Source organism: Achromobacter sp. Root565, from assembly GCF_001427425.1.
GTDB classification, from domain to species: Bacteria; Pseudomonadota; Gammaproteobacteria; order Burkholderiales; family Burkholderiaceae_B; genus Achromobacter; species Achromobacter spanius_D.
This window is the reverse complement of record NZ_LMGO01000008.1, coordinates 56,114-80,814: the sequence shown is the minus strand read 5'-3', so window position 1 is coordinate 80,814 and position 24,701 is coordinate 56,114. Positions and strand designations below refer to the sequence as shown.

24 protein-coding genes are annotated in these 24,701 nt (G+C 63.9%); 9 read left to right on the top strand and 15 right to left on the bottom strand.

Annotation, left to right across the window (positions count from 1 at the left end; genetic code table 11):
- Positions 1 to 7: 7 nt before the first annotated feature.
- From ASD71_RS25575 to ASD71_RS25550, 6 genes are all read right to left on the bottom strand, one after another.
- The gene (locus ASD71_RS25575) at positions 8 to 904 is read right to left on the bottom strand and encodes a hypothetical protein (RefSeq protein WP_056571132.1); all 897 of its coding nucleotides are present in this window, start codon (positions 902 to 904) and stop codon (positions 8 to 10) included.
- On the bottom strand, positions 901 to 2,856 hold the full coding sequence (locus ASD71_RS25570) for a StlD/DarB family beta-ketosynthase (RefSeq protein ID WP_056571130.1): 1,956 nt from the start codon (positions 2,854 to 2,856) through the stop codon (positions 901 to 903). The genes ASD71_RS25575 and ASD71_RS25570 overlap by 4 nt, the downstream gene beginning before the upstream one ends.
- Positions 2,857 to 2,891: 35 nt before the next feature.
- A complete protein-coding gene (locus ASD71_RS25565; RefSeq protein ID WP_235512344.1) occupies positions 2,892 to 3,818 on the bottom strand; it encodes a fatty acid desaturase in 927 nt (308 codons plus the stop codon).
- Positions 3,818 to 4,603 (bottom strand): sterol desaturase family protein, encoded by a 786-nt coding sequence (locus tag ASD71_RS25560; RefSeq protein ID WP_056571128.1) that lies wholly within the window; start codon positions 4,601 to 4,603, stop codon positions 3,818 to 3,820. The genes ASD71_RS25565 and ASD71_RS25560 overlap by 1 nt, the downstream gene beginning before the upstream one ends.
- A gap of 101 nt (positions 4,604 to 4,704) precedes the next feature.
- Positions 4,705 to 5,619, bottom strand: coding sequence for a 4-hydroxy-tetrahydrodipicolinate synthase (dapA, locus tag ASD71_RS25555; protein WP_056571126.1), 915 nt, complete (start codon positions 5,617 to 5,619; stop codon positions 4,705 to 4,707).
- A 342-nt stretch (positions 5,620 to 5,961) separates the two neighbouring features.
- Positions 5,962 to 6,447: a GAF domain-containing protein gene (locus tag ASD71_RS25550; RefSeq protein ID WP_056571124.1), complete on the bottom strand. Its 486-nt coding sequence runs from the start codon at positions 6,445 to 6,447 to the stop codon at positions 5,962 to 5,964.
- Positions 6,448 to 6,589: 142 nt separating this feature from the next.
- Between ASD71_RS25550 and ASD71_RS25545 the strand changes: the two genes are divergently transcribed.
- The 5 genes from ASD71_RS25545 to ASD71_RS25525 all read left to right on the top strand — a co-directional run bounded on the left by ASD71_RS25545 (position 6,590) and on the right by ASD71_RS25525 (position 11,355).
- A complete protein-coding gene (locus ASD71_RS25545) occupies positions 6,590 to 7,786 on the top strand; it encodes a PLP-dependent aminotransferase family protein (RefSeq protein ID WP_056571122.1) in 1,197 nt (398 codons plus the stop codon).
- A 122-nt stretch (positions 7,787 to 7,908) separates the two neighbouring features.
- Complete coding sequence (gene ubiA / locus ASD71_RS25540) at positions 7,909 to 8,835, top strand: 4-hydroxybenzoate octaprenyltransferase (protein ID WP_056571120.1); 927 nt, start codon at positions 7,909 to 7,911, stop codon at positions 8,833 to 8,835.
- Between the two features lie 131 nt (positions 8,836 to 8,966).
- Positions 8,967 to 9,371 carry a DUF1090 domain-containing protein gene (locus tag ASD71_RS25535; protein WP_056571119.1) on the top strand — a complete coding sequence of 135 codons (405 nt, stop codon included), beginning with the start codon at positions 8,967 to 8,969 and terminating at the stop codon, positions 9,369 to 9,371.
- 264 nt (positions 9,372 to 9,635) lie between these two features.
- A complete protein-coding gene (locus ASD71_RS25530) occupies positions 9,636 to 10,031 on the top strand; it encodes a DUF4148 domain-containing protein (RefSeq protein ID WP_082579055.1) in 396 nt (131 codons plus the stop codon).
- A 205-nt stretch (positions 10,032 to 10,236) separates the two neighbouring features.
- Positions 10,237 to 11,355 carry a saccharopine dehydrogenase family protein gene (locus ASD71_RS25525; RefSeq protein WP_056571115.1) on the top strand — a complete coding sequence of 373 codons (1,119 nt, stop codon included), beginning with the start codon at positions 10,237 to 10,239 and terminating at the stop codon, positions 11,353 to 11,355.
- 30 nt (positions 11,356 to 11,385) lie between these two features.
- Here the strand turns inward: ASD71_RS25525 and glcC are convergent, their stop codons facing one another.
- Positions 11,386 to 12,150 (bottom strand): transcriptional regulator GlcC, encoded by a 765-nt coding sequence (glcC, locus tag ASD71_RS25520; RefSeq protein WP_056571113.1) that lies wholly within the window; start codon positions 12,148 to 12,150, stop codon positions 11,386 to 11,388.
- Positions 12,151 to 12,387: 237 nt separating this feature from the next.
- Between glcC and ASD71_RS25515 the strand changes: the two genes are divergently transcribed.
- The 3 genes from ASD71_RS25515 (at position 12,388) to ASD71_RS25505 (ending at position 16,374) form a co-directional block, all read left to right on the top strand.
- Positions 12,388 to 14,562: a malate synthase G gene (locus tag ASD71_RS25515; protein WP_056571111.1), complete on the top strand. Its 2,175-nt coding sequence runs from the start codon at positions 12,388 to 12,390 to the stop codon at positions 14,560 to 14,562.
- Between the two features lie 128 nt (positions 14,563 to 14,690).
- Positions 14,691 to 15,308, top strand: a complete 618-nt coding sequence (locus tag ASD71_RS25510; RefSeq protein ID WP_056571109.1) for a TetR/AcrR family transcriptional regulator — start codon at positions 14,691 to 14,693, stop codon at positions 15,306 to 15,308.
- A 211-nt stretch (positions 15,309 to 15,519) separates the two neighbouring features.
- Complete coding sequence (locus ASD71_RS25505) at positions 15,520 to 16,374, top strand: hypothetical protein (RefSeq protein WP_056571107.1); 855 nt, start codon at positions 15,520 to 15,522, stop codon at positions 16,372 to 16,374.
- Between the two features lie 95 nt (positions 16,375 to 16,469).
- Here the strand turns inward: ASD71_RS25505 and ASD71_RS25500 are convergent, their stop codons facing one another.
- The 5 genes from ASD71_RS25500 to ASD71_RS25480 form a co-directional block, all read right to left on the bottom strand.
- Positions 16,470 to 17,066 carry a TetR/AcrR family transcriptional regulator gene (locus ASD71_RS25500; protein WP_056571105.1) on the bottom strand — a complete coding sequence of 199 codons (597 nt, stop codon included), beginning with the start codon at positions 17,064 to 17,066 and terminating at the stop codon, positions 16,470 to 16,472.
- 152 nt (positions 17,067 to 17,218) lie between these two features.
- Positions 17,219 to 17,524, bottom strand: a complete 306-nt coding sequence (locus ASD71_RS25495) for a DUF4148 domain-containing protein (protein WP_056571103.1) — start codon at positions 17,522 to 17,524, stop codon at positions 17,219 to 17,221.
- Positions 17,525 to 17,618: 94 nt separating this feature from the next.
- Positions 17,619 to 17,924 carry a DUF4148 domain-containing protein gene (locus ASD71_RS25490; protein WP_056571101.1) on the bottom strand — a complete coding sequence of 102 codons (306 nt, stop codon included), beginning with the start codon at positions 17,922 to 17,924 and terminating at the stop codon, positions 17,619 to 17,621.
- 90 nt (positions 17,925 to 18,014) lie between these two features.
- Entirely contained in the window at positions 18,015 to 18,320 is a 306-nt protein-coding gene (locus ASD71_RS25485; RefSeq protein ID WP_056571099.1) for a DUF4148 domain-containing protein, read from the bottom strand.
- A 302-nt stretch (positions 18,321 to 18,622) separates the two neighbouring features.
- Positions 18,623 to 19,789, bottom strand: coding sequence for a mandelate racemase/muconate lactonizing enzyme family protein (locus ASD71_RS25480; protein WP_056571096.1), 1,167 nt, complete (start codon positions 19,787 to 19,789; stop codon positions 18,623 to 18,625).
- A gap of 95 nt (positions 19,790 to 19,884) precedes the next feature.
- On the opposite strand from ASD71_RS25480, the gene ASD71_RS25475 reads away from it, so the two are divergent.
- Complete coding sequence (locus tag ASD71_RS25475; RefSeq protein ID WP_056571094.1) at positions 19,885 to 20,784, top strand: LysR substrate-binding domain-containing protein; 900 nt, start codon at positions 19,885 to 19,887, stop codon at positions 20,782 to 20,784.
- 29 nt (positions 20,785 to 20,813) lie between these two features.
- Here the strand turns inward: ASD71_RS25475 and ASD71_RS25470 are convergent, their stop codons facing one another.
- Genes ASD71_RS25470 through ASD71_RS25460 form a run of 3 tightly spaced genes read right to left on the bottom strand, consistent with a single transcriptional unit; the run spans position 20,814 to position 24,665 of the window.
- Entirely contained in the window at positions 20,814 to 22,016 is a 1,203-nt protein-coding gene (locus tag ASD71_RS25470) for a glycosyltransferase family 2 protein (RefSeq protein ID WP_082579054.1), read from the bottom strand.
- Complete coding sequence (locus ASD71_RS25465; RefSeq protein ID WP_082579062.1) at positions 21,901 to 23,223, bottom strand: O-antigen ligase; 1,323 nt, start codon at positions 23,221 to 23,223, stop codon at positions 21,901 to 21,903. Before ASD71_RS25465 ends, ASD71_RS25470 begins: the two co-directional genes overlap by 116 nt.
- The gene (locus ASD71_RS25460) at positions 23,220 to 24,665 is read right to left on the bottom strand and encodes a flippase (RefSeq protein ID WP_082579053.1); all 1,446 of its coding nucleotides are present in this window, start codon (positions 24,663 to 24,665) and stop codon (positions 23,220 to 23,222) included. The genes ASD71_RS25465 and ASD71_RS25460 overlap by 4 nt, the downstream gene beginning before the upstream one ends.
- Positions 24,666 to 24,701: the final 36 nt, after the last annotated feature.

The window sequence follows — 24,701 nt, the reverse complement described above, 5'->3', positions numbered from 1 at the left end:
GCCTTTTCTACGCGATCGGGGCCGGCGGTTCGGCGCCCGCCTGCGCCGCCTTCATCTCCATCAGCAGGCTATGCAGCATCTCGGTGGACAGCCCGTGCAGCACCAGCCGGTAGCCCGCCCGCAACGTGGACATCGGCACCAGCGGATGGCTGTTGTTGACCAGAATCAGGTGCTGCGGCGCGCCCAGCAGCTTGGCCGCATAGATGCCGACGGTCTCATCGAGCTGCAGCGAATTGGCCGCGCGCCAGAAATCGTTGTCGGTCAGTAGCAGTTGATACAGCGGCGTGAACAGTTCGATGGCGCTTTGCAGGTCCAGGAAGTTCAGCTTGCCTTGCGGCATGTCCTCCAGCCGGATCGGCGGGTCGCGCAGCATGGAAAAGTCCACCGTCTGCGGCGCGTGCATTTCCACGCCCGCATCGCGCAGCGCCTGGTTCAGCCGGATGACGAAGTTGAAGAGATTCAGGTCGTGCTTGACGAACAGATCGTCCTTCAGGTCGTCGATCGTCATCGGCTCGAGCGGCGTGGTGCTGACGGGCACCGGTGAGTTCGCTGCGATGAAGGCCAGCGCCTGCGCCCCCAGGTGAAAGTGCCGCAGGATCAGCCAGTTGGCCTCGGGCGACACGAAGCGCTTCAATCCCCACGCCAGAATGCGGTGCAGCACCCGGGAATGCGACCAGCGGCGCGGCAGGAACGTCTTGATGACCTGGATCAGGATGATGAAGGCGCGCGCAAGCGGCCGCAGGAACGGCAGCAGGTACTGGCGCGACGCGCAGCTGGAATCCGTCAGCCAGGCCTTCTTGACCTTGTCCGGCAGCGGCGTGCTGCGGTCCAGGTACAGCGCGAGCCAAGGGCTGGGATCCGCGGGATCGTGCTCCCGGGCAAGGAATTCGGGTTCCTTGTTCATGCCGCGTCCGCCTCCATCACGTGATGAAACTGCATCAGGTAAAGCGCCGCCGTGCGGCGCGCGGTGTCGACGATGCGCTGCTCGGCGCGGCCGTCCTCGTCGCAATCGAGCGCCAGCTCCACGGCCGACAGCCAGCGCGCCAGATGGTGCTCATCGTTGTGGCCGTGGTATTCCAGGAAGCGGAAGGCGTCGGGCGGCAGCTTCAGGCTGGCCTTGAGCAGCGGCAGCAGCGCCGGCACGATGCGCTGACCCGTGCCCTCGATGATGTAGATGGCGCCCAGGAGCCCGATCGGATCGCGCGTGGCGGCCAGGCTGTGCAGGTAGGCATTGAGCGCCTCGCCGCCGGGATTGCGGCGCAGGGCGTCGATGCTGTCCACCGTGCCGCCGGCGGTGCGGTAGTCGTCGAACAATATCTGGAAGTCGTTCTGCTCCTCGCCCGCGTGCATGTCGATCAGCGCGGCCAGCGGCGCGTACTGCTCGGTCAGCGACGCGGCGCCCTCACGCATCCACTTGCTGCCCTCGCGCACCTGCGGAATCCAGTTCTCCATCCACGTCAGGTAATCCGCGGTCTGGAACTGGCGGTTTCGCAGGCGGCGGACCACCGGCGTGCGCCACACGCGCGAACGGTAGTCGTGCCAGATCGCCGCCAGCTCCGTCAGCAGTTGGCCCAGGCCTTGCGGCGCCATGTCGGGATCATGCGGCGGCGCGATGGCGTCGGCGTCGATGGACGCCGCATCCTCGCGTGCGGCGGCGCCCGACGCAGCGGCGCCCGACGCAGCGACGCCCGGCGCCCCAGCGGCGACCGCGGGCTTTGCGTGCACCGCTTCGGCTTCCAGCAGCATGTAGGCCGCCATGAAGCGCCCGGATTCGGGGATGTAGCAGAAGATCTGCTCGCCCGGCTTGACCTCGCGCGTTTCCAAAAACTCGGCCAGCATGATCATGATGGAGGCGGCGCCCGTGTTGCCGCGCCACGCCAGGTTGCTGAACCAGCGCTCGCGCGGGATCACCAGGCCGGCCTTTTCCATCAGGTCTTCCACGACCGGGATGAATTTTTCCGACGAGTAATGACACAGGAAGTGATCGACCTGATCCGGATCCACCCAGCCGTCGCGCACCAGCTTGGCGTACTCATGGATGCCGATGTCGAACAGATGCGGCAACAGGCGGATGTCCTGGCGCAGCGACAGCGCGCCATCGGCCTCGGCCTCGTTCCAGGACGGGTAGTCCAGATGCCCCTTGCTCCGGTCGGCGGACAGCCCAAGCTGCATGCACACCGGATAGTCGCCCGAGAACGAGCGCTGATGCACCCACTTCAAGCGCAGCCGCACGCCCTGCGAGGCGCCGGGCAGCGGCCGATCGCCATTGCCCAGCAGCACCGCGCCGGCGCCGTCCGACAGCATCCAGCGCAGGAAGTGCGCGTCGAAGTCGGCGTCGTACCCGCGCGCGGCAAAGCGCGAGCGCTTGAACAGGCGCGACGGCAGTTCGCTGGCCACGGCCAACGCGCTGGCATGCGCGCCCAGCTCCACGCCTTGCGCGGCTGCCTGGATCGCCGACACGCCCGCGGCGCAGATGCCATGCACCGACAGCGTTTCCATCGGCGGCGCGGCCAGCTCGCCCTGGATCATGTTGGAAAAGCCCGGCATCAGCGCATCGCCGCCGGACGAACCGCTCGCCAGCAACGACACGGCCGACAGATCGGTGTCGTGGCGCCGCAGGCAATCGCGAATCGCGTTGGCCGCGAGCTGCGCATTGGAGAACACTGTCGCGCCCTCGCGATCAATCGCGTAGTAGCGCTGCTTGATGCCGTTCTCGGTCAGGATGCGGCTCTTGATCCGGCTGGACATGCGGTTCAGCGGCGCGATGTAGTCGTCCATGGCCTCGTTGGACACGGGCTCGCCCGGCATGAAATAACCGGCGCTTTCCAGGTAGACACGATGAAACGCAATGGGCATGGCGGATCTCTGGTTGGGAAATGGGGGGTGCGGCGCTAGCGGACGTGCTCGGGCGCCATGCAGGAACGGCTGCGCAAGCGCGGCACGAAAGCGGCCAGCACGAAGACGCGGAACATATAGGGCACGAGGCCGCGTTCATTCAGTTCGGCGCGCACGCGGCTGCGGTAGTGGTCATGATGCAGGACGGTCAGTTCGGACCAGTGCGCGCGCGGATGCTCGTGATGCGCGGTGTGCAGGCCGATGTTGAAGAGCAGCGGATTGACCAGCCCCTCGAAATTGCGCGCGTAGTTCAGGCCCGCGATGTGCCGTGGCCCGCCGTCCGCATGCGCGTGCTGCAGATAATTGGTGGCCAGCAGCCAATGCAGGCCGTGCAACTGCGGAACAATCACGAACACCAGCGCCTTGACCGGGTTCACCGCGATCAGCCCGGCCCACAAGCCCAGCCACGCGCCGTACTGCGCCATGCAGTAGCGCCAGGCGCCGGGCCAATGGCGGCGCAGCCGGCCCAGCCACGCGAAAAACAGCGGATACAGCACCCAGGCCGCTTGCACGGGATGGATGATGTAGCCCCACAGGTGATTGGTGTCGCCGCCAAACCGGTACGTGCGCGCCACGTCGCGCTCGCCATGCTTGTAGCGGTGATGATTGGCCACGTGGGCCGGATAGAACACGAACGTCGGATGGCCCTGCAGCAGCGTGATCCAGAAATCGGTCGTGCGGTTGGCCCAGCGGCCGCGCCACATCCGGATGTGCGTGTGGTTGTGATGGATGACGCCAATGCCCAGGGTCAAAAACAGCATCAGCGCGTAGGCCGGCCACCAGAACCCGTTGAACCACTGCCAGGCCGCCAGCAGCGGCAGCGCCGCCAGATAGGCCAGGCTCTGCCAATCGCGCCGGTTGCGCAGCGCCGGCAGCGCGCGCCGCGGGCCAATCGGTGCATTCGGGCCAATACTTGCCGCCACTATGCGGAGCCTCGCACGCCGGCGCCGGACTCACGCTGCCGGTAGGCTTCCAGCTGTCGCTCGGCGGCCTCCGCCCCCAACCGCGTGCGGAACAGGCGATCCATGAAGGTGAACTGGAAGCCGTAGTTGCCGTTGTAGCAGGCATGGTGCAGATGGTGCCGGCGGCTGGCGGCGAACCAGTGCGCGTACGAGACCTTGGGAAAGAAATCGTAGTTGGCGTGGCCGATGCAATTGAAGAACAGGCTGAAAATCGGCACCGACAACAGCGACCAGAAGCTGAAATCGTGCACCACCATGGGCAGCAGGATCACGTTGCCCAGCATCAGCGCTTCGATGGGATGAAAGCTGTAGGTCGAAAACGGCGTCGTCACCACCGAACGGTGATGCGGCAGGTGAAAGCGGCGCAGCAGGCGCGTGTGCAGCAGGCGGTGATTGATCCAGAAATGCACGTCGTTCCAGGCCACCAGCGCCAGGATTTCCAGCACGATCTTCTGCCCGCTCGCGTCCGGGTCCAGGCGCGCCCATCCCAGTTGCAAGAGGCCCCACGGAAAAATCATGCCGGTGCCGAACAGCAGGATCGACAGGCCGGACTGCGCCAGCTCGCGGCGCAACTGGCCTGGCGCAAGCGGCCGTGGATCGAGCGGCCGGCCCAGGCCAAGGGCCGGCAGGATGTGCCGGGTCAGCAACCACGTGGCCGCGCCAAAGACCAGGTAGATGCCGCCGAAGAAGAGCAGCCCCGCCAGCATGACCTGCCAGGCGGACAAGGCTTCAAAAGCTTGACCCATGAAGGTTTTGTTTCACCCCGAAGAATGGCCGCATCATAAGCAATCCGTCAGCTTCCCGGTAGGTCATTTATTACCAATTGAATCCGGACGCCACAAAGCGCTCATGCGGCGCGCAGGGCGGGCTCGTGCGCCGGAAACTGGCGGTCCACCGCGTCCACGGCGGCATCCAATCGCGCCGCGAGCGCCGCGCTGGCCGGCAGCATGGGCAGACGCAGTTCATTCGACAGCAACCCCTGCCGTGCAAGCGCAGCCTTCAGCGGACCGGGATTCGGCTCTCCGAACACCAGCTGGATGACCGGCGCCAGCGCATGGAACAGCGCGCGAGCATCGTCCAGCCGCTGGGCTTGCACCGCGCGGTGCATCGCCACGAACAGATCGGGACGCAGGTGCGCCGCGGCGGCGATCATGCCCGTGGCGCCCAGGCACATCGCGGACAGCGATTGCAGGTCCTCGCCCGCCAGCACATTCAACTGACCATCGTTGATCAGCGCCACCGTCTTGTCCAGCGAGCCGCCGCAGTCCTTGATGGCGGCAATGTTGGGATGCGCGGCCAGCGCCAGCAGCGTCGGCGTTTCCAGCGTGGTGCCGGTCCGGTACGGAATGTCGTAGAGCACCAGCGGAAAACGCGAGGCATCGGCCAGGCAGCGGAAGTACGCCGCGGCCCCTTCCTGGCCCGCCCGCACGTAGTACGGCGCGGGCGCCAGGATGCCGGCCAGCGGCCGCGTGCCGAACGCCGTCAGCCGCTGCAGCACGTGGCCCTGATGATTGCCCGCCAGCCCCATGACGATGGGCAGGCCGCCCGCCTCGGCCAGCACCGCATCCAGCACGGCGAGCTGTTCGGCATCGTCCAGCGCCGCGGCCTCGCCCGTGCTGCCGCACACGACCAGCCCGTCAACGCCCGCTGCCACGTAGTGGCGCACGAGGCGGCGCAGCGCCCCGCCATCGACATGGCCGCCCGAAAACGGCGTGACCAGCGGCACCCAGACGCCCTGGAACAGAGATTGATTTGATTGCATGAGAACACTCCTTCGTATGGACCGTTGGGGGGACCGTACAGAAGTGCTCGGGATGTCAGGGGGTGCGCGCAGAGGCGCCAAAGCGCCGCCAGGAGGCCGCTGTTCCGTCGCCCATCTGACGGAACAGCATGCTCCGGTCAGATGAGCGGCTGTTTTTTGGATTTCAGGCCGGCGGCAGCCAGCACCACGCCAAGGGCGCGGAGTCGGCTAGCAGTCTGGTGGGCCTGATGAATCATGGATGAGCGGGACGCGATAAGCGGCGGTTGCAGAAATCTACCGGGCGGGCGCGTCGGTGTCAACGCGGCGGCAAGGCGGTCGCCCGGCAGCGCTGCGGGACGGGGTTCAGCTGAGCGTCGCCAGGAACACCGCGCACAGCGCTTCCATGCCCTTGCGGTCGTCTTCGTCGAACCGGTCCGGCACGGGGCTGTCCACGTCCCAGACGCCGATCAGTTCGCCCTTGTGCACCAGCGGCACCACGATTTCGGAACGCGAGGCCGCGTCGCAGGCGATGTGGCCGGGAAAGGCATGCACGTCCGGCACGAGCTGCGTCTGACGCTGGCTGGCGGCCGCGCCGCACACGCCGCGATTGAGCGGAATGCGCACGCACGCGGGCTTGCCCTGGAACGGTCCCAGGACCAGTTCCGTGCCGTCAAAGAAATAAAAACCCACCCAGTTCAGGTCGGGCAAGGCCTGGAACGCCAGCGCGCTCAGGTTGGCGGCATTGGCGATGCGGTCGGGCTCGCCTTCCAGCAACGCACGCGCCTGGACGGCCAGTTCGGCATACAGGGCGGCTTTGGACTCGGCGGTGATGGGAGCGGCTTCGAACATGGATGTAACTGTACTGGCGGTTATCGATGCAGGTGATTTTAGGGGTTCCACCCGTTAAAGGGGCCGGACTGTTACCGTGTGGGACAATACTTCGTTGTCAAACGTATCAACCGACCCACCCTTCTTGATCAAGAAGCACTCCATGGACAAGCCTATCGAACCTGCGTTTTCCTTTTCGGAACGCGCCCTGCAACTCACCAGCTCCGCCATCCGCGAGATTCTCAAGGTAACCGAGCGCCCCGAAGTCATTTCGTTCGCAGGCGGCCTGCCCGCGCCCGGCGGCTTCCCGGTAGAAGTGGTGCGTGCGGCATTCGACAAGGTACTGTCCACCAACGGCCGCGCGGCCCTGCAGTACGGTCCCACCGAAGGCTACGCGCCCCTGCGCAAGTGGGTCGCCGATGACCTGACCGCCTCCGGCGCCGACATCGCCCCCGACCAGGTCCTGATCGTATCCGGCTCGCAGCAGGCGCTGGATCTGCTGGGCAAGGTGCTGATCGACAAGGACAGCAAGGTGCTGGTCGAAGACCCCAGCTACCTGGGCGCGCTGCAATCGTTCAGCCTGTACCAGCCGAACTTCGTGCCGGTGCCCACCGACGAAGGCGGCCTGATCTCCGAAGCGATCACGCCCGAACTGGCTGACGGCGCCCGCTTCCTGTACGCCCTGCCCAACTTCCAGAACCCGACCGGCCGCACGCTCAACCTGGAACGCCGCATCGCGCTGGTCAAGCGCGCCGCCGAACTGGGCCTGGTCATTGTCGAGGACGATCCCTACGGCGAACTGCGCTACGCAGGCGAGCCGCAGCCCGGCCTGATTGCGCTGGCCAAGGAGTACGGCGCCAACGTCGTGCGCCTGGGCACGTTCTCCAAGGTGCTGGCCCCCGGCCTGCGCCTGGGCTACATCGCCGGCGGCCGCGCGCTCATCAACAAGCTGGTGCAGGCCAAGCAGGCAACCGACCTGCACACGCCCACGCTGACGCAGATGGCCGTGTACGAGATCGTCAAGGACGGCTTCCTGGCCGAACACCTGCCCAACGTGCGCGAGATCTACCGCGCCCAGGGCAGCTGCATGCTGGACGCTATCCAGAAGGAATTCCCGTCCACCGTCACCTGGACCAAGCCGGAAGGCGGCATGTTCATCTGGCTGACGCTGCCCGAGCACATCGACAGCACCAAGCTGCTGGAAAAGGCCATCGCGCAGAACGTCGCCTTCGTGCCCGGCGCGCCGTTCTACAGCGGCGAAGGCAAGCGCAACACGCTGCGCCTCAGTTTCGCCACCGTGCCGGAAGACAAGATCCGCACCGGCATCGCCATCCTGGGCAAGCTGCTGAAGGCGGAATGACGGGTTACACCGCCGACGTCCCGCCAGGGACCACGCGGAGGCCTTGAACACCGATCGGCCGGGCGCGATGCCCGGCCGTTGTTTTATGCTGTCGGCTTTCCCGACCACTTTTGACCGTGACAGTGAGCGCTTCGCAACAATCCCCCGCCGATCTCAGTGACATCGTCTTCACCGACTGGGTCGAACGCTGGCTCCCGAAGTCGTGGCGGCCCTACGCGCGGCTGTGCCGCCTGGACCGTCCCATCGGCACGTGGCTGACGCTGCTGCCGGCCATCGCCGCGCTGGTCCAGGCTGCGGGCGGTCTGCCCGACCTTCAACGCCTGATCGTCTTCTCGCTGGGCGCCCTGTTGATGCGCGGCATCGGCTGCACGGTCAACGACATGTGCGACCGCGACTTCGACAAGCACGTCGAGCGCACGCGCTTCCGTCCGCTGACCAGCGGCCAGTTGTCGATGAAGAACGCCGTGTGGTTCCTACTGGGCCAGTTGCTGGTCTGCGGGTCGCTGCTGTTCTTCCTGAACGACATGAGCCGCTGGCTGGCCGTGGCCGTGCTGCCCTTCGTCTTCATCTATCCGCTGTGCAAGCGCGTCACCTACTGGCCGCAGGTCGTGCTGGGCATCTGCTTCAATTGGGGCATGCTGATGGCCTGGTCGGACACGCAGAATCACGTGCCGCTCGCCGCCATCGCCATGTGGCTGGGCGCGGTGCTGTGGCAGGTGGGGTACGACAGCATCTACGCATACGTCGACGTGCGCGACGACCGCAGCGTGGGCCTGCACTCGACCGCCATGCGTTTCGGCGACCAGGGCAAGCTCTGGATCGGCGGGTTCTATCTCGGCACCGTGCTGCTGTGGGCCTGGGGCGGTTATGCAATCGGCCTGTCGTGGGCGTATCAGGTCGGCATGGTGGCCGTGGCCGCGCATCTTGCCTGGCAATTGAAGGTCTTCGACATCCAGCATCCCCACCGCAACTTCATGCTGTTCCGCGCCAACCTGTGGCTGGGCGCGTTGCTGGTCGTGGCGGCGCTCGCCGGCACGGTGATCCGCTGATGCGGCGCGGTTGACGCGCAGCATTGGCGATGGGGGCCCAGCCGCCCCCAAACCAATCGTGTCGTGCATTTGCGGGATTGCCAACCGCGGGCGATGATGGGCTTTCCACCCCCACGTCACGGAGTCACCGCATGCCCGCAATGATCAAATCCCTGACCACCGCCGCCGCCGTGTGCGCCCTCTTTGCCACGCTGCCGGCACAAGCCGCCACCGATTGCGCCCCGCTACGCGGTTGCGAGGCCAAGTTCTGCCACATCGAAAACGACATCACCGCAGCGCAGGCACAGAACAACTCGCGCCGCGAGGCGGGCCTGCGCAAGGCGCTGTCCGAGGCCAAGGCAAGCTGCACCGACAGCCGCCTGCAGTCCCAACGCGAAGCCGATGTCCGCGAAAAGCAATCCAAGGTCGCCGAACGCCAGCAGGAGCTCAAAGAGGCGAAGGCCAAGGGCAAGCAGGACAAGATCGACAAGGCCCAGCGCAAGCTTGAAGAAGCGCAGACCGAATACAACGACGCATTGGCCGATCTGAACCGCTGACGCGGCGCCACCCACGGGCCAGCGCGTCCGCACGCGCTGGCCGCACATCTGACACGTCACGCAATGGAAATATCGCCATCCATGGCGCCAACATGGACAATCCAAACCGATTAGCCATGATTTTGGAAAGATGTTTTCAGGTAATAAGGGTTTATCCCAGGGTTGTTTAGGCACAGAATGCCTCTCATCGGGACACAGCAAGCGAGCCCCAGGCAGTCAGGCCTAGGGCTCGAATCCCAAGCTCACAAGACTCGGAGGTCTGCCATGAAAACCCTTGCTACCGCACTGATGCTGTCCATGTCTGTTCTGGCTGCTGGCGCTCAAGCCGCCGAAGCCGACCAAGCTCCCACCCGCGCTCAAGTTCAAGCTGAACTGCAACAAGCCAAGGTTTCGGGCCAATACACGTTCGGCGAAGAAGGCTATCCCGCCCCCATCGCTCAACACTCCAGCCTGACCTCGCAGCAAGTCCAAGCCGAACTGGCCCAGGCCAAGAACGCCGGCCAAGTGACCTTCGGCAACATGGACTACCCGCCCGTCGCCGCCTCGGCTTCCGCCACGTCGCTGACCCGCGCCCAAGTTGAATCGCAACTGGCGCAAGCCAAGACCGAAGGCCTGGTGACCTTCGGCAACCTGGACTATCCCCCCCACCTGGGCAGCTGATCCACGGGCCACGCCGGCCGTGAATCCGCTACCAGGCAGCCCTCTGGCCACAAGCCAGAGGGCTTTTTGTTTGACGTTTCAACGGCTTCAAAGGTCATAACGACGTAACTTACGGCCGATACGACGCTTTAGCCGCTACAAATCGACAGCACTCCCGCATAGGATGGGGCCACTTCCCTTCCCTCTCATTTGCAGGAGCCGCACCATGTCCACGCACACCAAGCCCATCGTTCTGCTGGGCGCCGGAAAAATCGGTTTTGCGATCGCGCTGATGCTGGAACGCAGCGGCGACTATTCCGTCCTTGTCGCGGACCAGGACGCCAGCCGGCTGGCCGTGCTTGCCGAACTGGGCTGCGAGACGCGTCAGGTCAGCGACGATGCCGGCGTGGCCCGCTGCATCGAAGGCGCATACGCGGTGGTCAATGCGCTACCGTTTCATCGCGCGATCTCGGTGGCGGGCCTGTGTGCGAAGGCCGGCGTGCATTACTTCGATTTGACCGAAGACGTGGCCAGCACCCATGCGATCCAGGCGCTGGGCAATGACACCGGCGGCGTGCTCATGCCCCAATGCGGCCTGGCGCCCGGCTTCATCGGCATCGTCGGCAACGCGCTGGCGCGCCGCTTCGACACCTTGCTCGACCTGCGCATGCGCGTCGGCGCGCTGCCGCGCTATCCCTCCAACAGCCTGCGCTACAACCTGACGTGGAGCACCGAAGGGCTGATCAACGAATACTGCAACCCGTGCGAGGCGATCGTCGACGGCCAGCTCACCAGCGTGCCCGCGCTGGAAGGCTACGAAACCTTCGCGCTGGACGGCGTGGAGTACGAAGCCTTCAACACCTCCGGCGGCCTGGGCACCTTGCCCGCCACGCTGCTGGGCCGCGCGCGCAACGTCGACTACAAGTCGGTGCGCTATCCCGGCCACTGCAACATCATGAAGCTGCTGCTCAACGACCTGCGCCTGCGCGACCGCCGCGACCTGCTCAAGGACATCTTCGAGTCGGCCATCCCCACCACCGAACAGGACGTGATCGTGATCCAGGCATCGGCCTCCGGCTACCGCCACGGCCGTCTGGAAGAAGAGTCGTATCCGATTCGCGTGTTCGGCGCCGAAGTCGACGGCCATCGCCTGAGCGCGATCCAACTGTCCACCGCTGCCGGCATCTGCGCCGCGCTCGATCTGGTGGCGCACGGCAGTTTGCCGCAACAGGGTTTCGTGGGGCAGGAGGCCATCGGCCTGGAGGCATTACTCTCCAACCGCTTTGGCCGCATCTACGCGGGCAAGCCGCTGGCGCTGGCCGGCTGCGCCGTGGCCGACCGCTAGAACCGGAATCGCCTGCGGCCGCGCGCGACGCTACGTCCAGCCTTCCAGGCGCAGCGTCGCGCGCACCAGCCGCTGCTCTTCCTGCTCGATATCCGAAAGGCTCTGGCGCACGCTGTCCACATGATCGGCCGCGGCCTTGCGCGCCTGTTCAGGCTGGCGTCCGATCACGGCGTTGAACAGCCGCGTGTGCTGGCGGTCGATCTGCCGTTTTTCCGGTTCGCGGTGGTACAGGTTGTTTACGCATGCAAACACCGATCCCAGCAGCAGATCCGTCAGCGATTGCAGCGTGTGCACCAGCACGGGATTGTGCGAGGCCTCGCAGATCGCCAGATGAAAAGCGTGGTCCAGATGCGCGTGCGTGGCGGTATCGGTGGCGGCGCCCTGCGCGGACACCATCTCGTCATACCGGCGCCGGATCATGATGAAGTCGGCCTCGGTCCCGCGGATGGCCGCCAGCCGCGCGGACTCGGCCTCCAGCAGCGATCGCACTTCCAGCAGGTCGTACAGCGTGCGCGGCTGCGAATTGAACAGGTGCATCAGCGGCCCGGCGTCGACCTTCGAAATGCGCGCGACGAACGAACCCTTGCCCTGCGCCGTATGAATGATCTCGCGCGCGCGCAGCAGTTTCAGGCCTTCGCGCAGCGCCGTGCGCGATACGCCCAGCTTTTCGGTCAGGCGCCGTTCGGACGGCAGGGCCTGGCCGGCCTTGAGGACGCCGTCCAGAATCAGCCGTTCAATACGTTCGGCCACTTCATCGGCCACCTGACGGGGCTTCTCTTCAATTTCCGCGTGCATGCAATCTCCGCACCAGTGGTATGACCATGCGCGGTCGGCGCTCGCGCGGCTCGGCCTTGCCTCGGTAAGTGGCTGATATCAAACCATAAAAATCGGCACTCTGCCCGGCGCTCGACGCACAAACTGGTATGACCACCGGGTTTCCGTATGGACATCGGCGCGGTCGCGGACGATGATGTCAGCACCCCTCACCCGGCGCGGCGCGCCGGTCAGCCTTACTCATCGTCAGAGACCCGCATGACTCAACGCATCCAGCACCACGGCCTGCAAGTGGCGGCCAATCTCAGCCAATTCATCGAACAGGAAGCCCTGCCCGGCTCCGGCCTGGATGCCGACGGCTTCTGGCAAGGCTTCGCCGCTCTGGTGCACGATCTGGCGCCGAAGAACCGGGCCTTGCTGGCCGAACGCGACCGCCTGCAGGCCGAACTGGATGCCTGGCATCGCGACCATCCCGGCCCCATCACGGAGCCCGCCGCGTACCGCAAGTTCCTCGAAGGCATCGGCTACCTGCTGCCGCAACCCGCCACCGTGCGTGCCACCACCGACAACGTGGACACCGAGATCTCGCAGCAAGCCGGCCCGCAACTCGTCGTGCCGATGTCCAATCCTCGCTATGCGCTGAACGCCGCCAACGCGCGCTGGGGCAGCCTGTACGACGCCCTGTACGGCACCGACGCCATCCCGGCCACGCCCGGCGACACGGGCAAGGGCTACAACCCCGAACGCGGCGCCGCCGTCATCGCCCGCGCGCGCAGCTTCCTGGACACTGCGGCGCCCCTCGCACAGGGCTCGCACGCCGACGCCAAGGGCTACACGGTCGAAGGCGGCCAGCTTCGCGTGGCGCTTGCGTCGGGCGCCACCGGCTTGAAGTCCGTCGCGCAATTCGTCGGCTACCAAGGCGACGCGTCCGCCCCCACGGCCATCCTGCTCAAGAACAACGGGCTGCATTTCGAGATCCAGATCGACCGCGCCAGCACCATCGGCGGCACCGATGCGGCCGGCGTAAAGGATGTGGTGGTCGAGGCCGCGCTCACCACCATCATGGACTGCGAAGACTCGGTCGCGGCCGTCGACGGCGACGACAAGGTCCAGATCTACCGCAACTGGCTTGGCCTGATGAAGGGCGACCTGACCGAGGATGTCACCAAGGGCGGCAAGACCTTCACCCGCAAGCTCAACGCCGACCGCAACTACTCGCGGCCGGACGGCTCGGCTCTCACGCTGCATGGCCGTTCGCTCATGTTCGTGCGCAACGTGGGGCACCTGATGACCAACCCGGCCGTGCTGGACCGCGACGGCCAGGAAATCCCCGAAGGCATCCTCGATGCCGTCGTCACCAGCCTGGCCGCGGTACAGGACCGCAAGCTCAAGCTCAACTCGCGCACGGGCTCCGTCTACATCGTGAAGCCCAAGATGCACGGCCCCGCCGAAGCCGCATTCGCCAGCGAACTCTTCGACCGCGTCGAAGACCTGATCCGCGTGCCGCGCCACACCCTGAAAATGGGCATCATGGACGAGGAGCGCCGCACCAGCGTCAACCTCAAGGCCTGCATCGAAGCCGCCGCCTCGCGCGTGGCCTTCATCAACACCGGCTTTCTGGACCGCACGGGCGACGAAATGCATTCCGGCATGGAAGCCGGCCCCATGCTGCGCAAGGGCGACATGAAGTCCAGCGCGTGGATCACCGCGTACGAACGCAACAACGTGCTGGTTGGCCTGGACGCCGGCCTGCGCGGCCGCGCCCAGATCGGCAAGGGCATGTGGGCCATGCCCGACCTCATGGCCGCCATGCTCGAACAGAAGATCGCGCATCCCAAGGCGGGCGCCAATACCGCCTGGGTGCCCTCGCCCACGGCCGCCACGCTGCATGCGCTGCATTACCACCAGGTCGACGTGCAGGCGGTCCAGCAGGAACTCGAACGCACCAAGCTGGACAGCGTGCGCGACGAACTGCTCAATGGCCTGCTCACGGTGCCGGTTGGCGATCCGAGCAAGTGGTCCGCCGCCGACATCCAGCAGGAACTGGACAACAACGTGCAAGGCATCCTGGGCTATGTGGTGCGCTGGATCGATCAGGGCGTGGGCTGCTCGAAGGTTCCCGACATCCACAACGTGGGCCTGATGGAAGACCGCGCGACGCTGCGCATCTCCAGCCAGCACATTGCCAACTGGCTGCGCCACGGCATCACGAACCGCGATCAGGTCACGGAGACCTTCAAGCGCATGGCCACGGTCGTCGACGGGCAGAACGCGGGCGACCCGCTCTACCAGCCGATGACCGGCCACTTCGACACGTCGCTGGCCTTCAAGGCCGCGTGCGCGCTGGTGTTCGAGGGCCTGACCCAGCCCAACGGCTACACCGAGCCGCTGCTGCACAAGTACCGCCTGGAGTACAAGGCCGCGCGCGCCTGATCCAGCGCCACGTCTGACCAAAGCCGGACGGCAATGCCGTCCGGCTTTTTTTCGGGTTTGCGTTTGCCGCCCATCCCGCCCCGATTAAAAATCCCTTATTTTTCGCACGATCGTGCTAAATTCTCGCCATGACTGCAAAAACCGAGAAAAGCGAACTCACCTTCGCGGCCATCGTGAACGCGGCCCTCGACATGGCCGCCGCGCAAGGCATGGAAAGCCTCTCGCTGGGCCAGGTCGCCAAACGGCTCGGCATCAGCAAGAGCGGCGTCTTCTCGCGCGTCGGCTCGCTCGAAGCCCTGCAGCAGGCGGTGCTGGACGAGTACGATCGGCGCTTCGTTGAAGCGGTCTTCACGCCGGCCATGGCCTACCCGCGCGGCTTGCCGCGCCTGAACGCCCTGGTGTCGCTGTGGATCGACCGCGCCAGCAATGTCGAAATGCTCACCGGCTGCATCTACGTAGCGGGCGCGTTCGAGTACGACGATGTCGACTCGCCGCTGCGCTCCGTACTGGAACACAACCTGAAGCGCTGGCGGGCCGCGATGGTGCGTACGGTTAACCAGGCGCTCGAGGCCGGCCATCTGCGCCCTGACACGGACCCGCAGCAACTCGTGTTCGAGGTCTACAGCCTGATGATCGGCTTGATGCACGACGCCCGTTTCCTGCGCGACCCCAAGGCGCACGAACGCGTCAAGGCCGGCTACGAGCGGCTGATCTCCACGTATCGCAGCTTCAAGTACATCGAGTAGTCCCTCCGAGCCGGCGTTGCGCCGGCTTCGCTTTCACTAAATTTCGCACGACCGTGCGAATATTGACAGGAGCAGGTCATGTGGATTCTTATTCCGATTGGCGCGTTAGGCGTATCGTCCGTCCTATGGCGCCAGTGGCGATCGCTGCTGCGCCAGTTGCCCGACCGCGCCGAAGATCTCGTGCTGTTCTGACTTCACCCGCCCCCCCATCATGCCGCGTTCCACTCACCTGCTGATCGTCGACCCGCAAAACGATTTCTGCGACCTGCCCGAGTCGTACCGGCCCATTGACCCGCTGACCGGACTGGCGGTTGCGCCCGCGCTGCCCATCGCAGGCGCCCATGCTGACATGCAGCGGCTGGCGCGCTTCATCGACGCCACGGCCCCCGCGCTCTCGTCGATCACGGTCACGCTGGACTCGCACCACCGTCTGGACATCGCGCATCCCACGTTCTGGCGCGCGGGCAATGGCGATCCGGTTGCGCCATTCACGCCGATCACGGCAGCGCAATTGCGCGCCGGCGAATTCGTGCCGCGGCATGACGACGACCTGCCACGCACGCTCAACTACCTGGATGAACTCGAAGCGCGCGGCCGCTACACGCTGATGGCATGGCCAGTGCATTGCGAAATCGGCACGTGGGGGCACAACGTGCATCCCGACGTGCGCGCCGCGTACGGACGCTGGGAAGAAGATCGCCAGTTCATCGTGCGCAAGGTGCCCAAGGGCGCCAATCCGTGGACTGAACACTACAGCGCGCTGATGGCCGAGGTGCCCGACGCCGACGATCCGCGCAGCCAGCTCAACCGCGGCTTGCTGGATTCGTTGGACCGCGCGGATCTGATTCTCATCGCAGGCGAGGCGGGCAGCCACTGCGTCAAGGCCACCGTCGAACACCTGGCCGAGCACCTGCCCGGCGGCAACCTGTCGCGCCTCGTGCTGCTGACGGACTGCATGAGTCCCGTCGCGGGCTTTGCACACGCGCAGTCGAGCTTCCTGCAACGCATGCGGGATCTTGGCGTGCAGGAGCGCACCAGCATCGACATGGCGCGCGCGTTGGCGTGAAGCGGCGTCACGCCGTCGATGCGCCCAAACACAACGGCCGCCTGCATCAGCAAGGCGGCCGTGAAACGTGAAACGGTGCTGTCAGCGCGTGGCGTTCAGGCGCCGTGGCCCGTCTTGCCGTCGCATTCAACGTAAAGTGCGCTGATCGCCTCGCACAACGCGGGCGGCTGCTGGAACAGGCGCGACACCAGCAGACAGCCCTGGATCGTCGCGAACACCGCCCGCCCCGCCGCTTCGGGCGTGCCGGAAAACTTCAGCGTGCCCTGCGCCGCGCCTTCGGCTAGCACACGGGCCAGCCACGCTTCGTGGGCGCGGAAGAATCCCTGCAGCGCGCCGCGGACCCGTTCGGACAGGCTCATCACGTCGGCGGCCAACATGCCGCCCAGACAGAGTTCACCGGAGCCGCAGGCGGCGGATTCCATCATGGAAAGATATTTTTCGAGCTGCGCCTGCGCCGGTTGCGTGGTGTCGATACCGCGCACCGCGCCCAGTGCGCGCGTGCTGTAGGCCTCGACGGCCTCATACAAGAGGTCGTCCTTGCCCGGAAAGTAGTAATGGATGCTGGACGTCTTGACGCCCACATGTTCAGCCAGGTCGCGGTAGCTGAAGCCGTTGCATCCGCGCATGCGGATCAGCTTCTCGGCGTGGGCCAGAAGCAGTTCGCGAGTGGTGTTGGAAGTCGGGGTATCCATGGCCGCATATTACCTACTAATAGGTCGGTTCGTCATTGGGACGGTCCCTTATCGGCATCACCGAGAAGGCCGCTCAACGCCGCCGACAGTGCCAGCGGACCCCGGCCGGGACAAGATCCCGTTCCCGGGGTCCGCTTTGATTGCCATCTGCTTCAGCCTTGCACGGGCGGGTAGGCAAGTTCACCGCTGTCGGTCAGGCCTTCGGCGCGGGCAGCGGCCAGTTCTTGCTTGACCTGAGCGCGGGTCTTGTCGCCGGCGTGGGCAAATGCGGTGGCGGCGTAGCCTTCCTCACCGGACACCAGTTCCCCATTGGCACGGGCGGAGGCGAGTTCTTGCTGCACTTGAGCGCGGGTCACCGTGCTTTGGGTTTCCAGGGCGGGCGGATAGTCCAGTTCGCCAGCCTGAGCGGCGCCGATAAAGGAGGCGGAAAGGATCAGGGCGGATACGAGCGTCTTCATGAGAAATCTCCAGTCAGTTTGGTTTGCACTGCAATTGCTGCGTCGATGTTGGGTAGAAGCTATCTATCTATAGATAGATTTCAGGTCGAAAAAATCAGCCTTGAACGGGCGGGTAGTCCAGTTCGCCACCGTCAGTCAGACCTTGAGCGCGGGCAGCAGCCAGTTCCTGCTTCACTTGGGCGCGGGTCTTGTCGCTGGTGAACGCAATCGGGGCGGCGGCGTAGCCTTCTTCGCCGAACACCAGTTCACCGTTGGCACGAGCGGCGGCCAGATCTTGCTGCACTTGAGCGCGGGTCACCGTGCTTTGGGTGTTCAGCTCGGGCGGATAGTCCAGTTCGCCAGCTTGGGCAGCACCGATGAAGGAAGCGGAAAGGATCAGGGCGGAAACGAGGGTCTTCATGAGAAATCTCCAGTCAGTTTGGTTTGCAGTTGCTGCGTCGTTGTTGGGTTGAAGCTATCTATCTATAGATAGATGTCAGTTCGAAAAAAATCAGCCTTGAACGGGCGGGTAGTCCAGTTCACCACCGTCGGTCAGGCCTTGAGCGCGGGCGGCGGCCAGTTCTTGCTTGACCTGAGCGCGGGTCTTGTCGCTGGTGAAAGCGATCGGGGCGGCGGCGTAGCCTTCTTCACCGAACACTAGTTCGCCATTGGCGCGGGCGGCGGCGAGTTCTTGCTGCACTTGGGCGCGGGTCACCGTGCTTTGGGTGTTCAGTTCGGGCGGATAGTCCAGTTCGCCAGCTTGGGCAGCGCCGATGAAGGAAGCGGAAAGAATCAGGGCGGATACGAGGTTCTTCATGGTCAATCTCCAGTTTTTGGTGCAGTATGCGTTTCAGTTAGCTATCTACTTGTAGGTAGACATCGAAGGAAATAAAAAAGCGGTCCTACTGTATTTCTGATTTCGGCGCCGGGCGGTTTGGTTGGTTGCGCTGCGTCGATGGATGAATCTTACCTACTACTAGATAGACAACGCAAGCGGGAAAAGTGAAACAATTTATGTCTCGATGCGCAAAGACAACGTGCTTTTCGGCTTGCACGTAACCGCATGCCGCGGCCAGCGGTCCCCCTGGCAAGGCCATCAGGACCGCCCGCCGCCCGCGATCAGGCCGATAGCGCGCGCATCACCGCATACAGATCAGACTTGCCCTCGAAGCCGATGCCCGGCAAGTCCGGCATCGTCACATAGCCGCCCTCCACCTTCACGCCGTCCGGAAAGCCACCGAAGGGCTGGAATAGATCCGGATAACTTTCATTGCCGCCCAACCCCAGACCCGCCGCGATGTTCAGCGACATCTGGTGCCCGCCATGCGGCACGCAACGGCTCGCGGACCAGCCGTGCTGACGCAGCATCGCCAGCGTGCGCAGATACTCCACCAGCCCGTAGCTGAGCGCGCAGTCGAATTGCAGGTAGTCGCGATCCGCGCGCATGCCGCCATGGCGGATGAGGTTGCGCGCATCCTGCATCGAAAAGAGGTTTTCGCCCGTCGCCATGGGCTTGTCGTAGTAGTTGCGCAGCGTCGCCTGCAGCTCGAAGTCCAGCGGATCGCCCGCCTCCTCGTACCAGAAGAGGTCGTACTGGGAAAGCGCTTTGGCGTAGGCGATTGCGGTGTCCAGGTCGAACCTTCCATTCGCGTCGACAGCCAGCTTCTGGCCATCCTGCAGCACGCTCAGCACCGAGTCGATACGGCGCAGGTCCTCGTCCAGCGACGCGCCGCCGATCTTCTTCTTCACGACCGTATAGCCGCGGTCGAGATAGCTGCGCATTTCGTCCTTGAGCTTGGCGTGGTCCTGCCCCGGATGGTAGTAGCCACCGGCCGCATACACGAACACCCGCCGATCCGGCTGGCCATTGCCATAACGTTCGGCCAGCAACTGAAAAAGCGGTTTGCCTTCGATCTTCGCAACCGCATCCCACACGGCCATGTCGATCGTGCCGATCGCAACGGATCGCTCGCCGTGGCCGCCGGGCTTTTCGTTCTTGAACATCGCATCCCAGACCTTGTGCGGATCCAGGTTGCGTCCCGTGGCGTCCACCAGTGTTTCCGGGTCCGCTTCCAGCACGCGCGGGATGAAGCGCTCGCGCATGAGCTTGCCCTGTCCATAACGGCCATTCGAATTGAAGCCGTACCCGACCACCGGCTTGCCGTCACGGATCACGTCTGTGATCACGGCGACCAGGCTCAAGGTCATCTTGCTGAAGTCGATGTAGGCGTTACGGATGGGTGAGCTGATGGGCAGGGTCTGCTCGCGGATGTCGACGATTCTCATGGCTTGTCTCCGGTTGGGGCGCGTCGGGAATCGATAGATTAGTGGCGCATCCCTGCCCTAGAATTCACCCAAGTTCATTTGATTATTTACTTTCAGTGAAAGCCGACCTTGCCTCCGAGCTGCAATTCTTTGTGCTGATCGCCCGGCTGGGCAGCCTGTCGGCCGCGGCGCGGCAGCTGGATCTGACGCCACCGGCGGCCACCAAGCGGCTGGCCCTGATGGAAAAGCGCCTTGGCGTACGGCTGGTCAACCGCACCACGCGCAGTATCAGCCTGACCAACGAAGGCGAAACCTACCTGGCGTACGCCACACGTATCCTGGCCGACCTGCGCGAGATGGAAGATGTGGTGTCCAGCAGCAGCGCCCAACCCCGTGGCCTTATCCGCGTCAATGCCACGCTCGGATTCGGCCGCACGACCATCGCGCCGCTGGTCTCGGAATTCGCAAAGCGCTATCCGCACGTTCGGGTCGAACTGGAGGTGACGGACCGGCCCATCGACCTGGTGGAGGGCGGTTTCGATCTGGCTATCCGCTTCGGCGAATTGCCGGACAAGCGCCTCGCCGCTCGGCGCATCATGACCAACCGGCGCTTTTTGTGTGCCTCGCCCCGCTACCTGACAGCGCACGGCACGCCAGCAACACTGGCCGACCTCTCGCATCACCAGTGCATTCTTCACCGGCAAAACGACGAGGCACACGGCGTCTGGCGGTTTACGCACAAGGGCCGCGTCGAGGTGGTGAAAGTGGAAGGCGGGCTTTCCAGCAACGATGGCGACATCGTCCTGGGCTGGGCCCTGGACGGCCACGGCATCCTCATCCGGTCGGAATGGGACCTGGCCAAGTATCTGGAAAGCGGCAGGCTGCGGGTCGTGCTGCCCGACTTCACGCTGCCTTCGGCGGACCTGTTCGTCTATTACCCGCAGCGCCGCAACCAGACGGCCCGCACGCGCGCGTTTATCGACTTTCTGGTCGAGGCTTTTGTGCCGGCCGCCTGAGCGTGCCGGTTGCCGCAGCGTGCGGCCGGTCAGCGCTTGACGGCCTTGTCCCAGCTCCAGTGCCGATCCGCCATGTGGGCCTTGAGCAGCGCCGGCGTCTGGGCAACCGTATCGATTTCCCCTGTGTACTCCCTGCCGCCGGCAACCGTGGGCCGCATCGCCCGGCGCAAAAGCCGAACAAGCCGCTGCCGACGATATCGCTTCTTCTCGAACGCCACTTTCTTCAGAAACTCGGCTTGGGTCATGCCGACGATGCCCGCAGCCAGCGGGACGGCCTGCTCGATTTCGCTTGCGTACTCGCCGTGCAGCGTCTGGCACACGGCAAACAGCCGCGCAAAATTGAAGCGCGGTACATCGGCGGCGGAGATCTTTGCAATGGTCTCGAGCGCCGCGTGCGCCCAGACGGTTTCGACCGAGAAAAAGCGCGGCACGCCTTCGGTCCAGCCGGCGCTGACGAACGCCTGCGTTTGCGCTTCGTGTCCCAGCTTGCCCTTGTGCGTGTTCATGGCGCTACGGCCGGTATTGCTGCCGCCCGACGCGCCGGGAATGGTGAGCGGATAATCGATCTCCACGAATCGGCCCCCACACAGCGCCAGCCCTATCGCCCCAGACACATCGGGACTGGACCCATGGAAAAAACCGCCCGAAAGCGCTTTGATCTTTTCGAGCAGGCTGCGGCGGACGATCCCGTGGTAGATCTTCGGCAACCCATCCGTTCCCTGGGCGGCGTTCGACAGGGCTTCGGCGAGGCTGTCGGCGGATTCGCGCACCATCATCGCCCCAATTCGGCTCGGCAGATACAACCTGCCGGCGTGCCCCGCGCCAAAAATCTTGGATCTGAAATCGGGCCACACATAATTCGACATGACTTTCGGCGCGATAACGTCGATCTGATTGTCTTTCGCCCAACGCGCCGCCAGCAGCGCGTCTTCCGTAATCGTGTCGTCGTCGCCAACCAGGCACACGAACTCACCCGTCGCGGCACCGATCACATGGTTGTGATTGCCGGTCATATCCAGCTTTTGGGTGGGCCGCAGATACTTGAACCGGGGGTCATCGCACGGCGGATTGTCCCCTTGCCGAACAAGCTCCTCCAGCAGCCCGTCCGTGCTGGTGTCACTGACAACCAGTTCCAGGCTGCGATCCCCGATGGCCAGAATGGAACGAACCGCATGAATCGCATACTTCGAGCGATTGTGCGTGGGAATCACAACGGAGAGCAATATTTCCATTTTCTGAGCAACTTATCGCAATTATTATCAGTCTTCCCGAGCCGGCGGGGAGGGCGTGTGTCAGTGCCAAAACCAACATCAATGCAAGCAACACTTCGAATGCCGCCGAACCCACGAGGGGCTCGAACAGGGAAAACACCAGCAACACAACAAAAACCACACGCAAATAGCGAAACCACGGCGTCGTCTGCTCTGCTCGGAGCAAGTGCCTATAGATTACCCGCAAGTACCATCCATACAATATGGCCCCAAATAGCCCGTAATTCAGCAACAGTTGGAGAATCGAGTTATGCGTCCCCCAAACGTCCTCGATACCATGGTTGAGCTCGATGAACGTTCTGAATGTATTGGGGCCAATGCCAAACCACGGGTGCTGAAGCCATAGGTCAAAGCTGAACGACCACAGCAGCAGGCGATTCACCACGGAACTCAGTTCGCTGGCAAAAAGTCCATCATATTCACGAAGCTGATTCTGAATATCAATCGAAAAGATTAGAATCGCCGAAACGAACGCGACCAATGGCACGACCCACACCAGCCATAGCAACCGCTTCCTATCCATCTGCAGCGCCAAGAGGAACAACGCGAATATGATCACGCCGCCTCGAGACATCGTGCAAAAAATGGCAATCGCAAATAGCCATCGCATCACACGCATTCTTGCCGACGCGAGTGCAAACAGAAATACGAGAAACGCAGCAAGATAATTCGATCTGCCAAGCGGTGTCGCGACAAACAGCTTGCGCGCGTAATAATCACCCGGACTGAATACCGCAACAAAAAACAGCAGTACGACGCCGATTGCCAGCACCGCGCCTCCCGCCAGCATCATGCGTACAATCCATTCCTGCTTGATGAACTGATAAACCTGCGCGTAGAAAATCAACGTGCATATTGCATAAACCACCGGCAAAACGCCGGCGGCTGCGCGCATATATTCGCCCTCGGGGGTCATCGCCACCCCCACTGCGCCAAAAAATATCATTCCCGACAGCAATAACGCCGAGGTGGGAACCGTAATGCGGGGCAGCATTATCGACGCGCCCAACAGGGGAAGAATAATAAATAGCCCCGTCGGAACGGTCATCGTGCTTGCGCCGATGGGCACCTGCACATCGCCGATAAACACAAGAAAAAACGGAAGCAGGATCAAGCCCAATGCAATCCGCATATCGACGCGAGACGGCAGGGCGACATGCGGTCTCATGCCCGGCCCCTATCGCCAACACACGCGCCACCGCGCAGGGCAATCAATAGCACCAACGCCATGACCGCTAACAGCCACGCCGCCCGGACGGACGGGCTGGGCACGATCGCCCCGACAAATCCCAGCACCGCAAGTGCTGTAACCCCCATGAGCTTGAGGCGGGCTCCGCCGAACATCGAGCGGTTCAGCACGACCTTCGCGCCCCAGAACATCAGAACAGCATCAATTGCCACACGGAAAAACCAGGCAACGGCGGCGCCGGTCAAACCGTAATTCCGCGCAAGGAAGAACAACGCCGCAAGGAATAAGGGCACCTCGATCAGATGAATCATCGCCGTCAGGTGCGATCTGCCCGCCCCTTGAATCACCGTAAAAGGGATCTGGGCGATGCAAGTAATGAACATGCCTGCCGAGAATATTTGCAGCAAGACATAGCTTTGCAGGGCGAACGGCTCTCCCACCCACAACGTCAGCAGTTCCTTGGCAAAAATGGCGATGGCCGCGGTGATCGGCAACAAGGTCAGGAAAATCCAACCTGCTGCCTTGGTGATCAGGGGCATCACCGCTTCGTCCTGCCGGGCAATCTGCGCCGCCAGCGCCGGAAACAACACAGCAGTCAGCGCGCCCGGCAGAATCGACAATTTGGTAATCAGCTCCTGGGGGGTAACGTAATAGGCCACGGCCGCCGACGATATGACTGCGCCGACGATAAACCTGTCCGCGTAGCTCATGATCGGGCTCACCACATTGCTGACCGTCATCCAGCCTCCAGAACTGCAAAGCGGCCGGATCAGCGTCTTGTCGAACTTGAATGACCCCACATCGTCCGGCAGGTAGCGTTTTGCGTACCAGGCGTGCAATGCGCAGGTCACCACTCGTCCGCCAGCGAGAACCAGCGTAATCACGTCCAGCCGCGGCGGACCGTAAAGCACGACCGCCAAGGGGCCCAGAAAGGTCAATAGGCCCATCGGCAGCCGGATCAGATTGATAACGGCAAATGCGTGTCTCGCTTCCAGAATTCCCCGAAAGCCGGCAGTCAGCACGACAGCCGGCATGGCAAGCGCCATGATCCAGATGGCGTTGATTGCTTCGGTTTTATCCGGAACGGCGGCGATGAATCCCAACCCCCACGGTCCAACTGCCGCCATCAGCGCGCCCGCCACAACACTGAACAGCGCGATCACGACGATCGCGGTCGCCACCAGTGCGCCCACCCGCCGCCGCTCCTTGCCTTCGAGCATCACCGCCAGATGCTGCGTCAGGGCGCGTCCCAGTCCGAGGTCGAACAGGCTCAAGTAGCTGACGATTGCCCAGATCAGCGTCAACAGGCCGAACCGGGCGTCGCCCAGTTCCCTGATGAGCACCGGAATGCTGAATACTGCGGTAAGTAGCGGAAGCCCTAGGCCGAGTAGGTTGTAAACGGAATGTCTGATTAATTTCACGGAGTTCTCGTGGTCGCCTGGGTACTACCCCGGGGG

Bases quoted from the DNA above. Each gene is read 5' to 3' on its own strand.
- ASD71_RS25575 (WP_056571132.1), bottom strand. From the start codon at position 904: ATGAACAAGGAACCCGAATTCCTTGCCCGGGAGCACGATCCCGCGGAT.
- ASD71_RS25570 (WP_056571130.1), bottom strand. From the start codon at position 2,856: ATGCCCATTGCGTTTCATCGTGTCTACCTGGAAAGCGCCGGTTATTTC.
- ASD71_RS25560 (WP_056571128.1), bottom strand. From the start codon at position 4,603: ATGGGTCAAGCTTTTGAAGCCTTGTCCGCCTGGCAGGTCATGCTGGCG.
- dapA (WP_056571126.1), bottom strand. From the start codon at position 5,619: ATGCAATCAAATCAATCTCTGTTCCAGGGCGTCTGGGTGCCGCTGGTC.
- ASD71_RS25550 (WP_056571124.1), bottom strand. From the start codon at position 6,447: ATGTTCGAAGCCGCTCCCATCACCGCCGAGTCCAAAGCCGCCCTGTAT.
- ASD71_RS25545 (WP_056571122.1), top strand. From the start codon at position 6,590: ATGGACAAGCCTATCGAACCTGCGTTTTCCTTTTCGGAACGCGCCCTG.
- ASD71_RS25535 (WP_056571119.1), top strand. From the start codon at position 8,967: ATGCCCGCAATGATCAAATCCCTGACCACCGCCGCCGCCGTGTGCGCC.
- ASD71_RS25530 (WP_082579055.1), top strand. From the start codon at position 9,636: ATGAAAACCCTTGCTACCGCACTGATGCTGTCCATGTCTGTTCTGGCT.
- ASD71_RS25525 (WP_056571115.1), top strand. From the start codon at position 10,237: ATGTCCACGCACACCAAGCCCATCGTTCTGCTGGGCGCCGGAAAAATC.
- glcC (WP_056571113.1), bottom strand. From the start codon at position 12,150: ATGCACGCGGAAATTGAAGAGAAGCCCCGTCAGGTGGCCGATGAAGTG.
- ASD71_RS25515 (WP_056571111.1), top strand. From the start codon at position 12,388: ATGACTCAACGCATCCAGCACCACGGCCTGCAAGTGGCGGCCAATCTC.
- ASD71_RS25510 (WP_056571109.1), top strand. From the start codon at position 14,691: ATGACTGCAAAAACCGAGAAAAGCGAACTCACCTTCGCGGCCATCGTG.
- ASD71_RS25505 (WP_056571107.1), top strand. From the start codon at position 15,520: ATGCCGCGTTCCACTCACCTGCTGATCGTCGACCCGCAAAACGATTTC.
- ASD71_RS25500 (WP_056571105.1), bottom strand. From the start codon at position 17,066: ATGGATACCCCGACTTCCAACACCACTCGCGAACTGCTTCTGGCCCAC.
- ASD71_RS25495 (WP_056571103.1), bottom strand. From the start codon at position 17,524: ATGAAGACGCTCGTATCCGCCCTGATCCTTTCCGCCTCCTTTATCGGC.
- ASD71_RS25490 (WP_056571101.1), bottom strand. From the start codon at position 17,924: ATGAAGACCCTCGTTTCCGCCCTGATCCTTTCCGCTTCCTTCATCGGT.
- ASD71_RS25485 (WP_056571099.1), bottom strand. From the start codon at position 18,320: ATGAAGAACCTCGTATCCGCCCTGATTCTTTCCGCTTCCTTCATCGGC.
- ASD71_RS25480 (WP_056571096.1), bottom strand. From the start codon at position 19,789: ATGAGAATCGTCGACATCCGCGAGCAGACCCTGCCCATCAGCTCACCC.
- ASD71_RS25470 (WP_082579054.1), bottom strand. From the start codon at position 22,016: ATGGAAATATTGCTCTCCGTTGTGATTCCCACGCACAATCGCTCGAAG.
- ASD71_RS25465 (WP_082579062.1), bottom strand. From the start codon at position 23,223: ATGAGACCGCATGTCGCCCTGCCGTCTCGCGTCGATATGCGGATTGCA.